A 21,121-nucleotide genomic window follows, 5' to 3' on the forward strand; every position below is an offset into this window, starting at 1 on the left:
ATCCGTCCGGCTTTCCGCGATCTCGTGTGGCAAACGGCCTTGGCCGTGACAGGAGGGCATCCGTCCCCGCGCCGCACGGCCGGGAGGAGGACGAACTCCCGGGCGAGTTCTTCCGGCAGCGGTTCGGTCGGCCATGGCTGGTGGGCCACGTGGGCGGACAAGTCCTGGTCGGCGCGCCATCGCCCCGCCCACCACCTTCTTGCCGACCACGCCGGTAGGGACCCCTGACTGTGTTGGACCCGTCGGTCGCGCAGGTAGCGCGGCTGCCCCGGTCGAGGCGGACCTCGGCGTCCGACTCGTCGCGCGGGGCCCGGTCCAGGGCGGCGAGGTCGACGTGTCCGCCCGTGCCCGTCGGTCAGTCCTTTCCGCCGCCGGGCAGGAACTCCTGGATCTTCGCTTTCACGCCCTGCCGGACGACCGACGTCCGGTCGCTGTCTCCCTTGAGGACCGAGCGGGCCGCCGACTTGATCTGGTCCCAGTCGGCGTGCGGCGGGATCGGGGGCACGGCCGGGTCCGTGCGGAAGTCGATGACGAACGGCCGGTCCGCCGCCAGTGCCTGACGCCACGCCGGCTCGACGTCCTCCGGGCGCTCCACCCGCACCCCGCCGAGACCGAACGACCGCGCGACGTCGGCGTAGGGCACGTCGGGCAGGGCCTGCGAGGCGTCGAACCGGGGCGCTCCCTGCAGGGCGCGCATCTCCCACGTGACCTGGTTGAGGTCCCGGTTGTTGAGCACCGCGACCACGAGACGCGGGTCGGCCCACTCCTCGTAGTACTTCGCGGCGGTGATCAGCTCCGCGAGACCGTTCATCTGCATGGCGCCGTCGCCGACGATCGCGATCCCCGGCCGGTCCGGGTGCGCGAACTTCGCGCCGATCACGTACGGCACGCCCGGTCCCATCGTCGCCAGGGTGCCGGACAGCGAGCCCCGCATGTCCCCGCGCATCCGCAGGTGGCGGGCGTACCAGTTCGCCGCCGACCCGGAGTCCGCGGCCACGATCGCGTCCTCGGGCAGCAGCGCGTCCAGGGCGTGGACGACGTGCTCGGGGTTGACCGGGTCGGCGGGCACCTCGGCGCGGCGCTCCATCACGTCCCACCAGCGGGCCGCGTTGTCCTCGATCGTCTTGCGCCACGTGCCGTCCGTCCTCGGTTCCAGCATCGGCAGCAGGCGGCGCAGGGTTTCTCCGGCGTCGCCGACCAGGTTGACCTCGAAGGGGTAGCGCAGGCCCACAAGGGACGGGTCGATGTCGATCTGCACCGCCCTGGCCCGGCCGAACCGGGGCAGGAACTGGGTGTACGGGAAGCTGGAGCCCACCACGAGCAGCGTGTCGCAGTCCCGCATCATCTCGTACGAGGGGCGGGTGCCGAGCAGGCCGATCGCTCCGGTGACGTAGGGCAGCGTGTCGGGCAGCGCGTCCTTGCCGAGCAGGGCCTTGGCCACGCCCGCGCCGAGCAGCTCGGCGACCTGTTCGACCTCGGGGCGGGCGTGGCGGGCACCCTGCCCGATCAGCATGGCCACCTTCTCGCCGGCGTTGAGGACCTCCGCGGCCCTCGCCAGCTCCTCTTCGGCGGGCACCGGTACGGAGCGGGGCGCGCCGAGGCTGGAGGGGACCTGCTTGAACGCGTGCTCCGGCGGCTCGTGGTCCAACTCCTGCACGTCCGCCGGGATGATCACCGCCGTGACGGTGCGCCGGGTGGTGGCCACCCGCATCGCCCGGTCCAGCACGTTCGGCAGCTGCGCGGGGACGGTGACCACTTCGCAGAACTCCGAGGCCACGTCCTTGTAGAGGGCGGCCAGGTCGACCTCCTGCTGGTACGAGCCGCCCATGGCGCTGCGGTCGGTCTGACCGACGATCGCCACCACGGGCACGTGGTCGAGCTTCGCGTCGTACAAGCCGTTCAGCAGATGGATCGCCCCCGGCCCCGACGTCGCCGCGCACACCCCGGTCCGCCCGGAGAACTTCGCGTACCCGACGGCCTCGAACGCAGCCATCTCCTCGTGCCGCGCCTGGACGAAACGGGGCCGGTCCTCGGCGCGTCCCCAGGCGGCCAGCAGGCCGTTGATGCCGTCACCCGGGTAGGCGAAGACGTACTCCACCTCCCAGTCACGCAGCCTCTCCAGCACGTGGTCGGAAACCTTCATCGTCCGCTCCTCCTCCGTACGCCACCGCGTCCCGGGCCCGGGACGGCCTCGTCACGCGTCTCACCCCTGGCGTCCGCGCGAAACCCGCGTCCCCCAGCCGCGGCGGTCCAGGTGCCCGCTCAGGGCTTCGACGTCCGCGACGAGGGCGTGGGCCGTCCCTCGCCCTTCCTGCGGCACCGCGTCGACAGGGCAGAACCGGAGGCGCAATCCGCGACCCGCTCTGCGGTGTGTCAGCGGCGCCCCGTAGGCTCCCGCCCATGAACGACGGGGACCCCGGCAGACGGGTGATCGACGGCCGCTTCGAGCTTCAGGATCGGCTCGGCGGCGGTGGGATGGGCACGGTGTGGCGTGCGAGGGACATCGTGCTCGACCGGGCCGTGGCCCTGAAGGAGGTGCGCCCGCCCGACCCGGGGCTCGCCGAGTACGACCCGCAGGCGGCTCGTATGCTGCGCGACCGGGTGCTGCGCGAGGCACAGGCGCTCGCTCGGGTCGAGCACCCCGGTGTCGTGACCATTCACCACATCGTGGACGCCGGCGAGGACAGTTATCCCTGGCTCGTCATGGAACTGGTGACCGGCGGCTCGCTCGCGGACCAGTTGGCGATCGGGCCGATGGAACCCGTCGCCGCTGCCAGACTCGGACGCGAACTGCTCAGCGCCTTGCGGGCCGCGCACGACGCCGGCGTCCAGCACCGGGACGTGAAGCCGGCCAACGTGCTGCTGCGGCCCGACGGCCGTCCCGTGCTCACCGACTTCGGCATCGCCGCCATCCGGGAGTCGACCGCACTGACCGCGACCGGCTCCATCATCGGCACCCCCGACTACATGGCTCCTGAGCGCATTTCCGGCGACGAGGGCGGTCCCGCGTCGGACCTGTGGTCACTCGCGATGCTCCTGTACGTCGCCGTGGAAGGCGCCCACCCGCTGCGCAGGGGATCCACGCTGGCCACCCTGGCAGCGGTCCTCAGTGAGCCGCTGCCGCCGCCTCGCCGAGCGGGAGTGCTCGCCACAACGCTGTCCGCCGCCCTGGTGAAGGACCCCACGGCGCGGCCCGACGCCGCCGCGCTGGACGCGCTCCTCGCCGCAGCCGCCCAGGGCACGCCCCTCGGCACGGTCCCGGACGCCACCACGCCCACCTCCTACCACCTCGTGCCGCCCGCCTCGGCCACCGCACCGGCGTCGGCGACCCCGCCCGCGCCCGGCTTCGGCCCGGCGACGCCTTGGCCGTCCGAAGGGACGCCCCACCCCTCCGCCGGGGCGACGCCCTATCCGGCCGGCCCCACCGCACACTCCGGACCGGGCCGGGGCCCGTGGGACGCCGTACCGCCCCTCACTCAGCCCGGGTCCCACGAGCGAGGGCACGCCGAGCAAGCCCGGCGCCGTGTCCGAGGGATCGCCGTCGGCTCCTCCGTCGCCGCGACGGTGCTGGCAGGCCTCCTCGCGTGGCAGATCGTCCACGGCTTCGGCGGTTCCGAGGACCAGGGCGCCCGGACCCCCGGCCCGAACACCTCCAGCTCCCGCACTCCCGCATCCGGCCCCTCGCATGCGGCGGACGCACCCGAGAACACCGGTGGTGACGACAGTGGAGAACCCACGCGGAACCTGCTGACCCCGGACGGCATCCGCACGGCGTTGAAGGCGCTGAAGGAGGCCACGGGCACGAACCAGGTGTGCGACCTCACGGTCTATCCGGAATACGTCTCGGCCCAAGTCATGGTCAAGGGCAGCAAGAGCCGCTACGACACCTGGACCTACCGTCCCGGGACCGGCGCCGAAAAGGGGATCATCAGCGGCAGCGTCGGCCCCATGGACAGCCCGTTCAGCGTGGACGCGTTCAACTGGGACGTCCTTCCGGCCCTCTTGAAGCGGGCGGACAAGGAGTTGAACGTCAAGGACATCTCGTCGCGCTATCTGCTCGTCACGGGCGACGACCCGACCTTCGGCGACCCGAAGCACATGTCGGTCTACGTCTCCAACAGCTACAGCCAGGGCGGCCGCATCGAAGCCGACGCCGCCGGCAAGGTCACCAAGGTGTACCCCAACGAAGCGAAGGACTGACCCGTGGCGCCGGGCCTGCGGAGAAGTCCGTGGCCCGGCACCGTCGACTCGGGGCGAACGCGAGTACGTCGTTCAGGCGGACTGACCCCTGATCCTTGCCAGGAGATCGACGATGCGCTGCTCGGCCGTCTCGTCGCCACCGCTGCGCGCTCGGGAGGCGGACTCGGCCGGCAGGGCGTACGGGCGGGAACGGGCGGCCGTCCGGTCGCGGTGCGCGCCGACCGCGGCGCCGATGATCCAGGAACCGCCGACCGGGGTCCGTTCGGCCTGCGCGGGGCGGGAGTGCGCGAGGTACGGGGCTGCGGGAGCAGGCTGGGGCGTGAGGCCGTGGGGGATCCGGATGACATAGGTGAGGCCGGAATCCCCGGGGTGTTCCCGCACGGTGAGGGCTCCGTCGTGGGCGTCGATGATCCTGCGCGCGACCACGAGGTGGGCGGGGTCGTTCGCGGCCCGCGGGCCGGCTATCTCGATGCTCAGGTGGTCGCCGCGGAGCGCCGCCGTGATGATGACGGTGGTGTCCCCTCGGAGCGCACCACGGTCCTGCGGAAGGGCCGAGCCCGCGGTGGTGACTCCGGAGGCGTCCGCGATCAGGTGGGCCAGGGCGGTCGACGCATGCGCGGGATCGAGGGCGACGACGACGGGCGGGGCGTGCACGGCGAACTGCGTCCGGTGCGGGCCGGTGAGCGCGGAGGCCTTGTCTATGCCGGCGTTCACGATGGTGCCCAAGGTGGTGGGATGCCGGGTCACGGTGGTCGCCGCTGATTCCCGCCGCCGGGACTGCTGCCCGGTCGCGGTGAGCCGAGGGTTCGCGTCCGGCCGGGGCACGCGGTGTACTCCGGCCTCGGTGTGCGCGCCGGTCAGTTCGGCGTACTGGCGGGCGAGGGTTGCGTACCGCTGGGCCCGCTCCTCGAGCTCGGCCTCGTGGCGTGCGATCAGCTCCTCGTAGGGCCTGCGGTCGGTGAAGGTCATGATGGCGCCGACGAGCTGGTCTCCGTCTCGTACGGGCGCGGTGGTGAGGTCCACGGGAATGCGGTCCCCCGCTTTGGACCACAGCACCTGGCCCCGCACGCGGTGCTTCCGGCCTGATCTGAGGGTGTCCGCCAGCGGGGACTCCGCGAACGGGAACGGGCTGCCGTCAGCGCGCCGGCACACGATCAGCGGATGCAGCTCGACGCCTTCGAGTTCCGTTGCGCGATAGCCGAGAATCTCGGTGAAGGCGGGGTTCACGAGGACGACCCGGCCTTGGGCGTCCGTGCCCACCACGCCCTCGGAGACGGCCCGGAGGATCATCTCGGTCTGTCGTTGTGAACGGGCCGGCTCGGCAGCTGCGTCGAGGGTGCCGGTGAGGTCGCGGACGATCAGCATCAGCAGCTCGCCGCCCGTGTGGTGGGTGTCCGCGTCGTACGCCTCGGGCCTGGCCAGGACGGATTCCGACACCTCCACCGGGAACCTGTCGCCGTTCGTTCGCCGGGCGATCGTCCGTACGGGTGCGGTCCGGCGCCACTCGCCCGCCGGGCCCCGGTTGCGAAGGGCGTCCGGAAACGGGCGAGGGTCCAGCGTCGGCAGCAGGTCTACCAGGCCGCGTCCGAGGAGCGTGGTGCCCGGCGCCTCGAACATCGCGAGGGCGCTGGTGTTGGCGTTGACGACCGTGCCGTTGCGGTGGACGAGCACGAGGCCGTCGGGGAGGGCGTCGAGTACGGCCGCGAGGCGCATAGCGCCTCCGGGGAGGGTCGGGACCATGGCGACGTTTCCTTTCCGGGCCTTGGAACCGGCAGGTGCGGTGGGTGCCGGGGCGTGCGGGACACCCGAGCCTGCGCGGTGGGGAGGGCGAGGGGCCTGCCGGGCGTGCGGTGGGCCTCGGAACACCTAACCATCCGGTGATGGCATGTGTGAGGCGAGGCGAGGTCGGAAGGTGCTTCTTAAGGGTTCTTTGAGGTCGTGATCAGGCGGGGATGAGGCAGGGGTGATGCGGTGTGGTGGGGCCTTGTTCTTCGTGCGCCCGGGCCGCGCTCGACTTCGAGGGGCGTGCCGCTCGTGGCCCGTACTGTTGCCCCGTGTCGTTCCTGCCGCCATGCCAGAAGGTGAGGGCACGTCAGCCGCGCCGCGTTGTATGGCATATGACGGGTACCCCTGTGTCATACTGCCGTTGCGTGCCCGAGATCGCCGGTATCACCGGACGCCTCCGCTCTGCCCCTCGCTCCGCGCTCCAGGGCAGGGCGTCACCCGGCACGCGCTTCGCACGGCGCGGATGGCATGGTCTCCCCCGTCCGGCCGTCCGCGCCGTGCCTCGGCTCGTCCCTCATCTTCCGTGTCAGCTAGGCCGTCGGGGCGCGATGGCGGCCCGTGGGCCGGAGCCCGTCCGCGGCCGCGGGCGTCCCGTCGGCGCCGCCGGCCTCGTCCTGGACGACCGCGGGCAGCTCCAGGACGTAGGAGCTGCCGCCGACACCCGGCGCCCGACGCATGCGTAGCGTTCCGCCGTGGGCGGTGGCAATGCCCTGGACGATGTCGACGTGCTCCTGGACGCCGCCGTCGTACGGGCCGCGCACCTCGATGCGCAGAACGCTGCGGTGCTGGAGGGCCTCGACGAAGACGTGGTGCGGACCGAGGTCGGCCGCGTCTTCGTCGTCGGTGTGGATGACGTCGGCGATCAGCCGGCCGACGGCGGTCGTCATCTCCTCGGGGTCCACGTGGACGAGGAGCTTCGGCGCGTGGACCGAGAACTGCACGCGGCTCGGCCCCGCGAAGGCCGCTGCGGCCCGCACCCCCGCCTGCACCAGGTCGTCGATGAGCACGGTGCGCCGCTGTGGCCGCACCGGAATGCCGTCGTCGTGGTACGGCTGGGACCCGTGGTTCATGAGGGCCATCGTCATGCGCACGTCCTGCGCCAGGGCTTCGAGGCCTGCGGTCGCCTCGGGCCACAGGGGGCGGGAGCTGTCGTCCGCGAGCCGGCTCGTCTCGGCGTACAGGTGGTGCAGTGCGTTCATCACGGGGCCCGAAAGGAGCTCGGTGAGTTCGCGGATGTGGTCCACGGCCCGTTCGGCTCGTGCCCGTTGCCGCTCGACTTCGGCCTTGTGGTCGCGCAGGCAGCGGGTCTGCGCGGCGACGTACTCGTCGGCGAGCCGCTCGAAGGGGCGGCGGTCGGCGAGGGCGACCACCGTGCCGACACTCCGTCCCTCCACGATGACGGGACGGATGGCGACATCCGCCGTCAGACGGGTGCCGTCGGGGGTCCTCAACTCCCGCGTGGAGCGCCGGCTCGCGCGCCCCGTCCGCAGCACTTCGGTCGCCGGGGCGTCCTCTGCGTCGAGGGGCTCGCCGTCGTACCCGAGGAACGTGAGCACGGATCCGAGTTCGCGTCCCCCGAGCTCGGAAGCCTTTGCGCCGAGGAGCCGGGCCGCCGCCGGGTTGACCAGGTCGATCCTGCCCTCGGTGTCGGTCCCGATCAGCGCCTCACCCCCGGTGCGGAGCGCCGCCTCGGCCAGCAGGAGGGAGCGCGACAGGGCCGCCCGGGCGTCCTCGTCCGGCGTCACGTCCCTCAGGGAGATCGCCAGGGAGGAGCCGTAGGGGATGCTCTCGTGGGTGGTGTGCCGGTCCAGCCGTACGGTGCTGATCTCGGCGGTGAAGCTCCGGCCGTCGGCCGCCCGGGCCATGGTCCGGAGCCGAGCCGCGCGTGGGCCTTTCGAGAACTCGGAGATCGCCGGCGGGCGGGTCAGGTTCCAGTCGAAGGACGGCAGGAAGTCCAGCACTCCGCGCCCCTCGACCGTGTGCCGCTCGTATCCGAGCAGGGCGGCCGCCGCCGGGTTCGCCCTGACGATGGTCCCGTTGTCGTCGACGAGCAGCACGGCGTCGGGAAGCAGGTCCACCATTTCCTCGTGAGGCCGGGCCATGTGCCCCACCGCCCCTCGGGGGGACAGCGTCGCAGGGCTGTTCTCGAAGTTCACCGCTGATCTCATCCCGCCTGTCGCCCCGTCCGTGGACTGCCGTTTCGTCTCCGAAGCCGGGCACGGGGCGACAGGCTTCCTGCCCGCGTGTCCCGGCATCCCAACGAGCCGAGTCGTCACCTGCCTGCCATAGGCCATGCCATGTGCCCTGTGCCGCCGTCACATGGAAACACAGGAAGGGCAGTTACACATGTGTTCGCATGCCGACTTAGGACTTCTTTAAGGATGCTCTCTGCATGCCATATGTTCTGACGGATTCGCCCGTCCAGAGACATGCGCCAGGGGGATACCGCCGAGACCTCGCGAGTACTGGCCGCCCGTCGCTGACCGACGGCGGCCGGCGACCCGATGCCCGCTTCCCCTTGATTCCCCGGAAAGCGGTCCTCTCTATTCTCGGCTCAATTCCCCCTGAGCGCGAATTGGGCGCATGGCCAATAGCGGCGCCCCCGCAGGCCGCTGCCAAGAATCAGAGTATGTGTGGGCGATGCCCTACAGTAGGCGTCGGCTTACGCAGCCAGCCGACAATGCGCCACGCGCCCCTCCAGGGAAGGCGAACAGCGCTGAGGGAACAGGGACGGACCAAAAGAGAGAGTCATGCCGGGAGAAACGGAACTTACGTCCGCGTACAGCAGCAAGGTCGCCGATGATCTCGAGCACAATGCGGCGGAGCAGGAGCGCATTCGCGGAGAGCTCGCCCGTCTCACGGCCGAACTCGACGAGCTGATGCACGACCACGGCGTTCTGGTCAAGCTTCAGCAGGCACTCCAGGCCGGCACTTCGGCATCCGACCGCCAGGTCCCCCGGCAGAAGGCCGCGAAGAATTCCGGCGCCGCAAAGACCACGCTCGTCGAACTGATCCGTGATCACCTCACTCTGAGCAGCACTCCTTGTTCCGCGTCCGAGGTGACGACCGCCCTCAGCGGGCAGCTCCCGGACCGGCACATCCAGACGACCGTAGTGCGTACCTCCCTGGAGAACCTCGTCGCCAAGGGGCACGCACGCCGCTCCAAGCAGGGATCCTCCGTCTTCTACACCGCGACCGTCCCGACGCCGTAGCGGATCGGACCCCACCGCCGTTCCCGCACCGACCGGACGTGCCGATACCCGTCGTCGACGAGACCTCCGGCATCGCCGACCGCTACACATGGCATCGTACGAGGTCATGTCCGCGAGTGGGCTTAACGTCGGCTTTCCCATGCCTTAAAGGCCCTTAACCGGACAGGTGCTCGATGTGGCACCGGGCCGGCTGCTCTCCTCTCATGACCGGCCCGATGGAAGATGCCATGTCTTCCGGCCTGTTCGGCAGGGGCCCCGACATCCTCCACACATATGTGTGTCGCGTACGGTGCACGCATGGCAAAGGTGCTTCTCGTCGTCGACGACCCGCCCGTTCGCTCCGCCCTCCACAGGTGCCTCTCCGACGCCTCGTACACCGTGTGGCACTGCGGAACGGCTCTGGGCGCGCTGCGGGCCGTCCTGGACGAGCCGTTCGACGTGATGGTGCTCGACCCCGGCCTGCCCGACGTCGACGGCCTGGAGATGCTCAGGATGCTCCGTGGCGTCTCGGACATACCCGTCATCGTCGTGACGGCTCGCCGCGACGAGCGCGAGGCCGTGCGGGTGCTGGGCAGCGGTGCCGACGAGTGCCTCGTCAAGCCCTTCTCGGGGGAACACCTCATCGCGCGGATGACCGCTGTGCTGCGACGGGCGGCCTCCGACACGGGCGGCCTGCGCCCGGACGTCGTCACGGTGGGCGGGCTCACCGTCGACACGGCCCGCCGACGGGTGGCCCTCGACGGCTCTCCCCTCGACCTGACGCGCAAGGAGTTCGATCTCCTGGAGTTCCTGGCCTGGCGCCCAGGCGTCGTCGTGCGCCGCAACGAGCTGTTCCGTCACGTGTGGCTGCAGGAGTATCGCGGGGAGCGAACCGTGGACGTCCATCTCTCCCTGCTGCGAAGGAAGCTGGGTGAGTCGGCGACCCGGCCACGCTACCTCCACACGGTCCGCAGCGTCGGCATCAAGCTGGAGGCGCCGCAGCGGTCGGCCTGGTCGCCCTCATGACGCGGCGTCGCCCTGAACGCTCTCCCAGGCCGACGGTCCGTAGACGACCTCTGGCTGCGCTTCCCCGTTCGTACCGATCCGCAGAGCTCCGCCCGCGATCACGGAGTACACGAACTTCGCGCCATCATGGTCCTCGTAGGTCACCGTACGGCGAGCTGCGGGAGAGCCTTCTGGCATCGCCGAGGTGTGCATGGTCACCTGAACTGTCATACACAGAAGGTATGCCGTCGACAGGGCGCATCGGCTCCTGACACACGTCATGGGGTGCGCTCCCTCAGCACAGCCTTGCGTGTCCTCCCGCGTCGAGCGCTGCGAGCCGGGCCGGGCCGTAGGCTCCGGTCCATGACTGTGCTGTACGGCGACGCCCTCGCGCTCCGGCCCTCCGAGCCCCACGACGTCCCCGCGCTGGCCGCGATCCGTGCCACCCCCGAGGTACGGGCGCGCTGGCGCGGCGGCCCCGACCTCAGGGCTGAGATCGCGGAAGACCTGACGGATCCCGACACCCACTGTCTGACGATCCACCAGGAGGACCGGATCATCGGCATGATCCAGTGGCACGCCGAGGAGGATCCCGAGTACCGTCACGCAGGCATCGACCTCTACCTGGACCCGTCGGTGCACGGGCGGGGCTTGGGCACCGACGCCGTCAGGACTCTTGCCCGGTACCTCGTCCACCATGAAGGGTTCCACCGGATCGTCATCGATCCGGCCGCCGACAACGCCGCTGCCATCCGGTGCTACACCAAGGTCGGATTCCGCCCCGTCGGCATCATGCGGCAGTACGAACGCGGCGACGACGGGACCTGGCACGACGGCCTGCTCATGGACCTCCTGGCTGACGAGCTGAACTGACGCGGCTCGCCGAAGGAACGTGACGGCCACGTTCGCCGTGAGCAGACCAGGCCACGCGGACCGGCCGCGAGGACCGGGCCGCCGGAGGGTATTCGACAGTCGCGCGTGCCGGGTCAGGGCAGCGGCGTCCCTCCGGTCGCGTTGACCACCTCGCCGGTGATGTAGGAGGACTGTGCGGAGGCGAGGAACACGAAGGCCGGTGCCATCTCGCCCGGCTGCGCGGGACGGCCCAGCGGCGACTGCTCGCCGAACTTCGTCGGGTCGGGCATCGTCGCCGGGATGAGTGGTGTCCAGACCGGTCCGGGAGCTACGGCGTTGACCCGGACCCCCCGGTCGGCGAGCATCTGCGCCAGCCCGTGGGTGAAGGAGATGATCGCCGACTTGGTCATCGCGTAGTCGAGGAGGTGGGGGCTCGGCTGATACCCCTGCACAGAGGCCCACCGGATGAGATCCTCGTCGAGATCCGTCGCGGTCGCCTCCAGTACACCGAGCCGCTCGATTCCGTCGATCATCGGCACCCAGACGGTGCCGCCGTCACGCGACCATTGTGGTCGCTGTGAGCGGTACGAGAGGCCGGCGGCCGAACCGTCGATGTCCAGCACCTGTTCCTCGGCGCTCTCGGGCTGCGGCAGCGCCACGAGACTGGCCTGCTGCAGGTCGGTCACGTAGAGGCGGGTGCCCTCCAGGCCCATGCGCCGGCCCGTCCGGAACACCAGGCCCGCCAGGTCGCGTCCCGGTACCAGGTGGGAAGCGGCGACCAGGTCCGACAGCACTCTCTCGCGCGACTCCATGGCAAAGCCCTTCCACCGGCACGTGGGTCACAACCCGCGCTCACCGAACGTAACCGCGCCCCGCTTCTCCGACCACCGCTGACGTGGCCACCGGGTCGCGTGCTGCCCCGTCATCCGCCGGCGTCAGCGGCGCCGCCCTTCCTCCCCCCGACGGCGTGCGGCCTCGGCGCTCGCCTCCGCCTGCCGCCGTCGGCCTTCCTCGCGCTTGCCGTGTGCCCATCGCGAGGCCGGTCAACCCCTCGTACGCCTTCGGCTGGGGAAGGAGCTCCGCGAGCGGTCCCCCGGCCACCTGAGCACCCCGCCGCACCGGACCGCACGACACCTCCTCGGGACGCGCGGACGTCGTGGCCGAATGAATCCGCCGATCCTGGTGACTCGCCCATCATGAGAAGCCGCTCTCGAACACGCGCTTACGGGACCGTCGTCGTAGTGACCGGTGCGTCCAGTGGGATAGGCCGGGCCGTGGCCCGGGCGTTCGCCCGCCGGGGGGTCACGACCGTGCTCACGGCCCGCAGCGCGGACGCGCTGGCCGATGTCGAGCAGGAGTGCGCCGGAGCCCACCCCCGCGCCCGGTCCGCGGCCGTGCCTGCGGACGTCGCCGACGCCGGGGCGATGGAGGGGGTCGCGCGGACGGCGCTCGACCGGTACGGCCGCATCGACGTCTGGGTGAACGCGGCGGGTGTCGGCACCCTCGGTCTGCTGGACCGGGTCCCTCCCTCGGACGCGCGGCGCTTGTGGGAGGTCAACGTCCTGGGCGTGCTCAACGGCGTACGCGCCGCCCTCCCCGTGATGCGCCGCCAGGGCAGTGGCGTGCTGATCGACGTGTCCTCCGTCCTGGGAGGTGCCGTCGAAGCGCCGTACATGGGCCTCTACGCCGCCTCGAAGGCCGCACTCGTCACCCTGGACGACGTACTGCGCCAGGAGCTGGCGCTCACCGGCGACGACGGCGTGCGCGTCTGCACCGTGCTGCCGACCGGCGTGGACACGCCCTTCTTCGCCCACGCCGCCAACCGCACGGGCCGCCGTATGCGCTCCATGCCGCCGGTCGCCACCCCCGAGCGCGTCGCCCGGGCCGTGCTCGGCGCCGCGGACCGGCCGCGGCGCCGCGTCCTCGTGGGCCCCGGAGCCAGGCTCCTGCCGTTGGCCCACGCCGTGGCCCCCGGCCTGGTGCGTCCCGTGATCCGGTGGCGTACCGAGCACGCCTACCTGGACGGGCACGGGACGGCCGCGGTCACCACCGGAGGGCTGTACACCCCGTCCGGCGACACCGCGGCCGTGTCCGGCGGGCACCACGGCGGCGCCCGTACCGCGGCCCGCAGGACCGCCCTGCTCGCGGCGCTCGCCGCCGCAGCGGTCCTCGTCGGCAGATCCGCGCGTCCGCGTCCCCTTTGAGGAGGCCGAACCCCATGGCCAAGTGGAACCGACTCGTGCACACCTCCCCCGACGACGTCTGGGCGGTCCTCGACGACGGCCGGGAGTACGCCCGGTTCGTGGTGGGCACCCATGACTCCTGGGAACAGGCGGGACAGTGGCCCGCCCCGGGGTCGGAACTGGGATACACCCTGCGCCTCGGCCCGTGGTCCTATCGGGGCAGTACGGTCTCGCGCCTGTGCGAGCCCGTCCACCGGCTCGAACTGGAGGCGCGGACCGGCATCGGCAGCGCACGCGTCGCGTTCCTCCTCGAACCGTGGGGCGAGGGCACCCTCGTGATCGTCGACGAGCATCCGCTGGGCGGCCCTGCCGCACGCTGGCACAACGCGGCCGTCGACGTGGCGATGCGCTGGCGACACCGCCGCATGCTCGCCCAGCTCGCCGAGATCGCGGAGGCGGGGAAGGAGCGCTCGGGTGACCGCGCCTGACGCGGTCGTCATCGGTTCCGGCCCCAACGGGCTGGTGGCGGCGAACCTCCTCGCGGACGCGGGATGGTCCGTGGTCGTCGTGGAGGCCCGGGAGCGGCCGGGCGGAGCCGTGCTCAGCGACCGGGGCGTCCATCCCGACTACGTCCACGACGTGTTCAGCGCCTTCTATCCCCTGGCCGCCGCCTCCCCGGTGATCGGCGGGCTCGGGCTCGACCGGTACGGGCTGCGCTGGAGCCACGCGCCCGACGTCGTCGCCCATCCCCTGGCCGACGGGCGCTGTCCGGTCCTCAGCCGTGACGCCGCGCGGACGTCCTCGTCGGTCGCCGGCTTCGCCGCCGGCGACGGCGCCGCCTGGGAGGAGCTCCACCGCCTGTGGCGACGGGTCGGCGATGATCTCGTCGGATGCCTCTTCACCCCCTTCCCGCCCGTGCGGTCGGGTCTGCGGCTGGCCCGGCGCACGGGAGCCGACGAAGGTCTGAGGCTGTTGCGCACGATGCTGCTGCCGGCCCGCCGCTTCGGCGAGGAGCACTTCGCGGGGGAGGGAGGCCGCCTGCTGATCGCGGGCAACGCGCTCCACGCCGACCTGGGGCCGGAATCGGCCCTCGGCGGGGGCTTCGGCTGGCTGATGTGCATGCTCGGCCAGGAACTCGGCTTCCCCGTTCCGGTCGGCGGCGCCGGGCGGCTCACCGACGCCCTCGTCGCGCGGCTGCGGGCGCTCGGAGGTGTGGTCCGGTGCGGCCGCGCGGTGACCCGGGTGGTGATCCGGGGCGGCCGGGCGGTCGCGGTGCGGACCGAGGACGGTGTGGAGATCCCGGCCCGACGAGCGGTCCTCGCCGACGTGCCGGCACCGCTGCTGTACGAGCGTCTCGTCGGCGAGGAGTACCTGCCGGCCCGTCTCCGCGCCGATGTGCGCCGATTCCAGTGGGACTTCGGCACGGTCAAGGTCGACTGGGCCCTGTCCCGGCCCATTCCGTGGGAGTGCGCGGGCGCCCGCGGGGCGGGGACGGTGCACATCGCCGAGGGGGTCGACGCGCTGACCCGGTTCGCGGGTGAACTCGCCATGGGACAGGTGCCTGCCGTGCCCTTCACCGTGCTCGGCCAGATGACCACGGCCGACCCGGGCCGGTCGCCTGCCGGGACGGAGTCGGCGTGGGCCTACACGCACGTACCGCAGCGCATCCGGTGCGACGCGGGTGGCCAGGGCATCGCGGGGCGCTGGGACGAGCACGAGAAGGAGGCGTTCGCCGCCCGTGTCGAGTCCGGCGTCGAGCGGCTCGCCCCCGGTTTCCGCGCCTCCATCCGCGCCCGGCGCGTGCTCGCGCCCCCCGACCTGGAGCGCCTGAACCCTTCGTTGGTGGGCGGCGCCGTCAACCAGGGCACGAGCAGCCTGCACCAGCAGCTCGTCTTCCGCCCGCTGCCGGGAGCCGGACGCCCCCGCACACCGGTTCGCGCCCTCTACCTCTGCTCGGCGACGGCGCACCCGGGCGGAGGCGTCCACGGGGCGCCGGGGGCCAACGCGGCGCGGGCCGCCCTCAGGGCGCTGCGCGTTCCGCACCGGACCCGCGGGTGAGCCCCGCACGCTCGGCGGCTCCCGGGACGCCGCCGCCCGGCAGGTCGGGATGGTCCGCGTGCCGTCGGGTAGGAGGCCGTGTACGAGTGGGGTCTGCGAGTCGGAGGGTGGCGCGGGCAAGTGAAGGAGCTGGACTTCGACAGCAGCAGCATGGAGGCGACGGAGCACTTCCTGTCGTCGGCGTACACGCCCATGCGGGTCGGGGGGAGAGCGGCGAGCACACGGACCCGCGTCGTGCGGCACGCCGCGGGCGGGCTGGTGGTCGACCGGCTCTCCTTCGACTACACGATGGCGTACGACGCGGGGTGCCTGAACCGCGTCTGCCTCGTCACGATGGCCGAGGGGACCCTGGTGGACACCACGGGTGGTGCCGAGGAGGTCTTCGGGCCCGGGGACACGTTCCTCATTGCTCCGCATGACCGTCCGTACAGCGGCGAGGTGCGGGGCGCGCGGTACACGATCACGATGTTCGACCCAGCGCTGCTCGGTCAGGTGTCCGCGGCGGCCGGTCCCGTGGCCCTGACCGGAGCGCGTGCGGTCTCGTCGGACGCGAACCGGCTGCTCGGCTCCGCCGTCGCCCATGTCCGCGATCACGTCCTCACGGGCCCCGACGTCGACGCCCATCCGATGCTGGTGTCCCACGCGGCCCGGTATCTTGCCTCCGCCACGCTGAGAGCCCTCCCCCACACGTCCCTCGGTGCGGACGCGCACGTGGACGGCCGTGACTCCACGTCCCGTACGCTGCGTGCCGCCGTCGCGTACATCGAGGCGAACGCGGACCGGGACATCACCCTGGCCGACATCGCGGCGTCCATCCCGGTCACTCCGCGAGCGGTCCAGTACGCCTTCGCACGGCACCTCGACACGACTCCGCTCGCCTACCTCCGCCGGGTCCGCCTGGCCCTCGCCCACGCCGACCTCCAGGCGGCCGAGCCGGGCTCGACGACGGTCACCTCGGTCGCCATGCGGTGGGGCTTCGGGCACCCGGGGCGCTTCGCCGCCGCGTACCGGGCCGCCTACGGACGCGCGCCTTCCCGCACGCTGCGCGCCTGAACCACCGGCGTCTGCCTCACTTGGCCGCGGCGATGAGGGTGAACTGGCCGCGTACGCGTCACGTCAGGTCGAGGACGAAACCACTGCGCGGCAGCGTCGGCACCCGCGACAGCGGGATGGTCAGATCCTGGGCGGGGACGCTGTAGTCGAGTGCGGCCAGCTCGCTCACCAGCGCGGAGAGCACGGTGACCGTCACGTCCTCGCCGGGGCAGCGGTGTCCGTGGGCGGGGTCGCCTCCGCCCTGGGGGACGAGTCCGTCCGGAAGGCGAGGCGCGCGGCTGAAGCGTTGCGGTGCGAAGTGGTACGGATGGTGCCACAGGTCCGGGTCGTGGTTCTGTCCGTAGAGGTCGAGGAGGAGCATCGTGCCCTTCTCGATCCGCTCGCCCCGCCACCTCAGGTCCCGGGCTGCGAGGCCGGCGACGAAGGGGGCGAACGGATAGAAGCGGCGCACCTCGTGGGCGAAGGCAACGGCGTGCGCGCCGGAGGGGTCCGCGCGCAACAGCTTCCGATGGTGCGGCCAGCGGTCCAGGGCGTGCGCGGCGAAGGCCGCGAACCAGGCGATCGCGACCGTGGGGCGGACGACGTTCAGCACCTCCACCGCGGCCGTGTGCGTGTCGAGCAGTTCGCCGTCCAGGTCACGGTGGAGCGCCACGGCCTCCAGCGGAGTCGGTCCGGCGCCGTCCGCCGGACGCTCGCGCGCGGCTCGGACGAGTGCGCCCATCGCGTTCTCCTGCCTCGTCCGGGCCCTGCGGGCGCGCAGATGGCGGAGCCCGGGAGCGGCGAAGCCGTCGACCATGGCCGTGCAGTCGCGGGCCAGGCGCGCGGTCTCCTCGTCGGGCAGGGGGAGGCCCGCCCAGTCGCGGACGGCGAGGGCCAGGACCTCGGCCACGGTGTCGAACAGCACGACGGACTCCCCCGCCCGGGAGGCTTCGCGCACCGCGTCACGCCAGTGACGCCTGACGAGAAACCCCAGCTGGGTGACGCTCTCGTCGTCCTTGAGGAGGGCCATGAACAGGGCTTTTCTGGCGCGGTGCGCGTTCCCGTCCAGGGTGTGCACGGCCCCCCGCCCGAAGAGGGTGTCCAGAACCGGGCCGGGCAGCGCCTCCTTCCGTACGACGTGTTCCTCGTCGTAGAAGAACAGCACGGCCTCGGGGCCTCGTACGGCGACGGCGGGCTTGCCCAGGAGCCGGGTCCGGTACACCGAGCCGTCCGCCGCCGACCGCATCCGGTCGGGAAGCCACGCGTATCCGCGCGTCAGCGCGCCCAAGGTGCTGTCGTGCAGAGGAGCCGCGAACGGCTTGGAAGGCATCATGCAGTGCGGTTACCCGAAGATTCACGGCGCAACGGTGCAACCGCGGACGAACCGGACCATGAGCTGTCCTGGCGCGCTCCGCCGGGGCACGGGTAGACGTCGCCGTCACGGGTAGACGCCGTGCGACAAACAGCAGCTCATGGCGCAGAGCCGCACCATCCGAGCATCGGGAATGTTGATCATGGAAGCACGGGCAGCGGCCCAGCCGAACACAGAACACGTCACGCTCGACGAGAGCGTCCGGACGTGCCGGCCCGCCATCGTCCCCCGGACACGGGGCGATGACACGGACGGCAAGGACGTCTCCGCCGGGCCGGACTGGAACATCGTCCGAGGCGAAGACTAGGCGCGGCCGGCGTGACGTCCGCGCACGTCCCCCCACGACCGCGCAGCGCACGCGACGGGCCGACGGGTGACTCCGCCGGAAGGGGGACTCCCCCGGGAGCGGGGCGTTTCCGGGAGCGTCAGGTCACCCACAGGAACCAGGGACCCTCACAGGGCGGTGAGCACCTGGGGCGAGAGGTTCTTGATCATGGTGTCGGTCCAGCGCATCTGTCGCAGGGTCCGGGAGATGCAAGAGGAGGCGAGGGAGAGGAGTTCGCTGTCCCTGGACGCCTGCGCAACCTGGGCGAGCATCTCCCAGTGCAGTGAGTTGCGGGTCGCTGCCACGTGCACCTCGCGGAGGTCACGCAGGAGGAGGAGACCGGGTTCGGGCGGGGTGGAGGGCGTGGCCGGATGGCCCGGGCCGAACGCGGCGACACGGGTGTCCTGTCCCTTGTCGAGGTACAGGCCGTGCCGGGCCGCCGCCTCCCGGAGTCGCTCGACGTGGTCCTCGGACCATCTGGAGACGTCGGCAGCCACGTGGTGGACCTCGTGCTCGGCACGATGACGCGTCGCAAGATCCGCGAGTGCGCCGATCAGGTGCCTCTCGCCCTCGTAGAGGGTGCGCAGTGCCAGTTCGATGCCGTTCACCGGTGATCATCCTTCCGGTCCCAGGCGGAGTCGGGGACCTGGGTCGCCCGTGCCGTCGGTCCGCCCGAGGTGGCCGGAAGACGTCGACCCGCCGGAGCGGAGGCCGTGGTGGTGGGGGCGGGTGAGGGTCGTCCGTCGCCGCGGGCGACGCGTGTGACTGCCGCGGCGGCGGTCTTGAACAGGGGCTGTTTCGAGGCCGGGTCCCAGTCGGTGATGGTCGTCTCGTTGGCCGCCCGGCCCGGAGTGGAGGCGTCGGGACCGGAGCCCGACAGCATGTCCCAGTATCCGTAGTGGAACGGTACGAAGATCACTCCCGGCCTCAGCCCGGTGATGCGCAGCCGCCCCCGCAGGGCGCCGCGTGGGGTGGCGACCTCCACGAGGTCACCCTCCGCCAGATCGAGGCGGGTGGCGTCGTCGGCCGACATCTCCACCCACACGTCGGGGGCCGCCGCGTTCAGTTGGGGCGAGCGTCCCGTCTTGGTGCGCGTGTGGAAGTGGTAGAGGGTGCGGCCGGTGGTCAGCTGGAAGGGGTAGGTCTCGCTGGGGCTCTCGTGCGCCGGCATGTAGGGGGCGGGCCTGAGCACGGCCTTTCCTGCGGGGTTGCGGGCCCGGTAGTCGTCCTCGCTGTCGGCCGCCCCGGTGACGAGATCCTTGCCGTAGGTCTCGCACATGTCCGGATGGGCCCAGCTGATGCCCTCGGTGTAGAGGCGTGGTGTCCCGCGAGGAGCGTCGCGATTGACCGGCCACTGAATGCCGGTGCCCTCGCGCAGCATGTCGTACGTCAGGCCCGTGTAGTCGCAAGGGCGGCCGGCGCTGCAGCGCTTCCACGCCTCGAAGGCCGAGGCCGGATCCCGCCAGGTGATCAGCGGTGCTCCGTCCTGGTCCCGGAAGTCCATGCGGCGCGCGTAGTCGAGGAAGATGTCGAGGTCCGGCCTCGCCTCTCCCGGCGGTTCGACGGCCTTGTCCGAGAGGTGGACCGTGCGGTCCGCGTTGGTGAACGTGCCGGTCTTCTCGCCCCAGGTCGCGGCGGGCAGGACGACGTCCGCGTACTGGGCGGTCTCGGTGAGGAACAGGTCCTGGACGACGAGGAACAGGCGTTCCTGGGCGAGGATCGTCCGGATGCGGGACAGTTCCGGCAGGGACACGGCGGGATTCGTCCCGCTGACCCACAGCATGCGGATCGATCCCTGCTCGGCGTACCGGAACATCTGCAGGGCGTGCGTGGGCGGTGCGTAGTGCGGAATCACCGCGGGTTCGACGTTCCAGACCCGGGCGAGGTCCGCGATGTGCGCATCGTTCTGCCAGTTGCGGAAGCCGGGGAGGTCGCCGTCGGCGCCGCACTCGCGGGTGTTCTGGGCGGTGGGCTGCCCGTTCATCTGCAGCACGCCCGCTCCGGGCCTGCCCAGCATTCCCCTGAGGAGGTGCAGGTTGTTGACCTGGACGGCCGCCGCGGTGGCCTGGTGGGACTGGTAGACGCCCTGGAGCACGGTGGACAGCAGCCGCTCGGCACTGCCGAGCAGTTCGGCCGCCTGGGTGATCCGGGAGGCCGGCACGTCGCAGATCCGGGCGGCCCATTCCGGCGTGCACTCCTCGACCTGCGCGGCGAGCTCCTCGTAGCCGACCGTGTGCGCCCGGACGTAATCGTGGTCGACCCGCCCGGCTCGGATGATCTCGTGGAGCAGGGCGTTGAGCAGTGCGACGTTCGTGCCGAGCCGGGGCGCGAGGTGGACGGTCGCCCTCCGGGCGACCGACGTGGGCCGGGGATCGACGCACAGCAGACGGGGCGGGTCGCTGCCTTCGAGGCGGTCCAGGACGCGCATCCACTGCACGGGCTGGGTCTCGGCGATGTTGTGCCCGAAGAGCGCGATGACATCGGCGTGGTCGATGTCGTCGTAGGTCCCGGGTTGTCCGTCGCTGCCGAAGGTCTCCTTGAGCGCCTCCCCCGCAGTGGCCGTGCACAGGCGTGTGTTGCCGTCGAGATGGTTCGTCCCGATGCCCGCCCGGGCGAGGACCGCGAGTGTGTAGTACTCCTCCAGGAACAACTGTCCGCTGGTGTAGAAGCCGAGCGATCCAGGGCCCCGCTCGGCGAGGAGCGAGCGGGAGCGGGAGACGACGCGGTCCATCGCGGTCTCCCAGTCGGACTCCACGAGACGGCCGTTCTCGCGGACCATGGGGCGTGTGAGCCGGTCGGGTGACGCGTTCGCCTGCCAGCCGAAGAGGTCCTTGGGACCGAGGCGGCCGCGGTTGACCCGGTCGGTGGCGCGTCCGCGCACACCCACCACGCGTCCGTCCACCACCGCGATGTCCATGGCGTCACCGTCGGAATGGAGGAGTGAAGCCGCCTGAACCCACTTCTGCACCTGTTCCGGGCGGACATCACCGGCGAGGTACGTGTCGACCCGTGCCGGCCAGGGCTGATGACGTGCGTGGGGAACCCGAGCACCCCACGGATCGCGGATCCGGTCCACCGACTCCTCCATGCCGACCTCCTGGCCGCGGGCCGCGCGCCC

The 21,121-nt window shown here is 71.7% G+C and carries 14 protein-coding genes and 2 pseudogenes; 8 read left to right on the top strand and 8 right to left on the bottom strand.

The window, feature by feature from the left end:
* Positions 1-355: 355 nt before the first annotated feature.
* The gene (locus ABTY59_RS31410; RefSeq protein WP_352022472.1) at positions 356-2,143 is read right to left on the bottom strand and encodes a thiamine pyrophosphate-requiring protein; all 1,788 of its coding nucleotides are present in this window, start codon (positions 2,141-2,143) and stop codon (positions 356-358) included.
* Between the two features lie 257 nt (positions 2,144-2,400).
* Between ABTY59_RS31410 and ABTY59_RS31415 the strand changes: the two genes are divergently transcribed.
* Complete coding sequence (locus ABTY59_RS31415; RefSeq protein WP_352022473.1) at positions 2,401-4,200, top strand: serine/threonine-protein kinase; 1,800 nt, start codon at positions 2,401-2,403, stop codon at positions 4,198-4,200.
* An 843-nt stretch (positions 4,201-5,043) separates the two neighbouring features.
* On the opposite strand, the pseudogene ABTY59_RS37705 reads toward ABTY59_RS31415, so the two are convergent.
* Positions 5,044-5,940: pseudogene (locus tag ABTY59_RS37705) on the bottom strand (PAS domain-containing protein); the annotation flags it as partial.
* A gap of 575 nt (positions 5,941-6,515) precedes the next feature.
* Positions 6,516-8,087, bottom strand: a complete 1,572-nt coding sequence (locus tag ABTY59_RS31425; RefSeq protein WP_352022475.1) for a PAS domain-containing protein — start codon at positions 8,085-8,087, stop codon at positions 6,516-6,518.
* A 648-nt stretch (positions 8,088-8,735) separates the two neighbouring features.
* Here ABTY59_RS31425 and ABTY59_RS31430 point away from each other — a divergent pair.
* Positions 8,736-9,197 (top strand): BlaI/MecI/CopY family transcriptional regulator, encoded by a 462-nt coding sequence (locus ABTY59_RS31430; RefSeq protein WP_352022476.1) that lies wholly within the window; start codon positions 8,736-8,738, stop codon positions 9,195-9,197.
* A gap of 297 nt (positions 9,198-9,494) precedes the next feature.
* Positions 9,495-10,202: a response regulator transcription factor gene (locus tag ABTY59_RS31435; RefSeq protein WP_352022477.1), complete on the top strand. Its 708-nt coding sequence runs from the start codon at positions 9,495-9,497 to the stop codon at positions 10,200-10,202.
* Here the strand turns inward: ABTY59_RS31435 and ABTY59_RS31440 are convergent.
* Complete coding sequence (locus ABTY59_RS31440; RefSeq protein WP_352022478.1) at positions 10,197-10,412, bottom strand: hypothetical protein; 216 nt, start codon at positions 10,410-10,412, stop codon at positions 10,197-10,199. The genes ABTY59_RS31435 and ABTY59_RS31440 overlap by 6 nt on opposite strands.
* 132 nt (positions 10,413-10,544) lie before the next feature.
* On the opposite strand from ABTY59_RS31440, the gene ABTY59_RS31445 reads away from it, so the two are divergent.
* Positions 10,545-11,054: a GNAT family N-acetyltransferase gene (locus ABTY59_RS31445; protein ID WP_352022479.1), complete on the top strand. Its 510-nt coding sequence runs from the start codon at positions 10,545-10,547 to the stop codon at positions 11,052-11,054.
* Positions 11,055-11,167: 113 nt separating this feature from the next.
* On the opposite strand, the pseudogene ABTY59_RS31450 reads toward ABTY59_RS31445, so the two are convergent.
* Positions 11,168-11,503: pseudogene (locus ABTY59_RS31450) on the bottom strand (SDR family oxidoreductase); the annotation flags it as partial.
* Positions 11,504-12,229: 726 nt separating this feature from the next.
* On the opposite strand from ABTY59_RS31450, the gene ABTY59_RS31455 reads away from it, so the two are divergent.
* The 4 genes from ABTY59_RS31455 (at position 12,230) to ABTY59_RS31470 (ending at position 16,327) form a co-directional block, all read left to right on the top strand.
* Positions 12,230-13,237, top strand: a complete 1,008-nt coding sequence (locus ABTY59_RS31455) for an SDR family NAD(P)-dependent oxidoreductase (RefSeq protein ID WP_352022480.1) — start codon at positions 12,230-12,232, stop codon at positions 13,235-13,237.
* 14 nt (positions 13,238-13,251) lie between these two features.
* A complete protein-coding gene (locus ABTY59_RS31460; RefSeq protein WP_352022481.1) occupies positions 13,252-13,704 on the top strand; it encodes an SRPBCC family protein in 453 nt (150 codons plus the stop codon).
* Positions 13,691-15,274: a phytoene desaturase family protein gene (locus ABTY59_RS31465; protein WP_352022482.1), complete on the top strand. Its 1,584-nt coding sequence runs from the start codon at positions 13,691-13,693 to the stop codon at positions 15,272-15,274. The genes ABTY59_RS31460 and ABTY59_RS31465 overlap by 14 nt, the downstream gene beginning before the upstream one ends.
* A 120-nt stretch (positions 15,275-15,394) precedes the next feature.
* The gene (locus tag ABTY59_RS31470) at positions 15,395-16,327 is read left to right on the top strand and encodes a helix-turn-helix transcriptional regulator (RefSeq protein WP_352022483.1); all 933 of its coding nucleotides are present in this window, start codon (positions 15,395-15,397) and stop codon (positions 16,325-16,327) included.
* Positions 16,328-16,385: 58 nt separating this feature from the next.
* On the opposite strand, the gene ABTY59_RS31475 is transcribed toward ABTY59_RS31470, so the two are convergent.
* The 3 genes from ABTY59_RS31475 to ABTY59_RS31485 form a co-directional block, all read right to left on the bottom strand.
* Entirely contained in the window at positions 16,386-17,639 is a 1,254-nt protein-coding gene (locus ABTY59_RS31475; protein WP_502995446.1) for a cytochrome P450, read from the bottom strand.
* 492 nt (positions 17,640-18,131) lie between these two features.
* Entirely contained in the window at positions 18,132-18,611 is a 480-nt protein-coding gene (locus ABTY59_RS31480; protein ID WP_352022484.1) for a hypothetical protein, read from the bottom strand.
* Positions 18,608-21,091, bottom strand: a complete 2,484-nt coding sequence (locus ABTY59_RS31485; RefSeq protein ID WP_352022485.1) for a molybdopterin oxidoreductase family protein — start codon at positions 21,089-21,091, stop codon at positions 18,608-18,610. Before ABTY59_RS31485 ends, ABTY59_RS31480 begins: the two co-directional genes overlap by 4 nt.
* Positions 21,092-21,121 lie beyond the last annotated feature (30 nt).

The sequence above is a fragment of the Streptomyces sp. NPDC096079 genome, from assembly GCF_040303145.1.
In the GTDB taxonomy this organism is placed as follows: domain Bacteria; phylum Actinomycetota; class Actinomycetes; order Streptomycetales; family Streptomycetaceae; genus Streptomyces.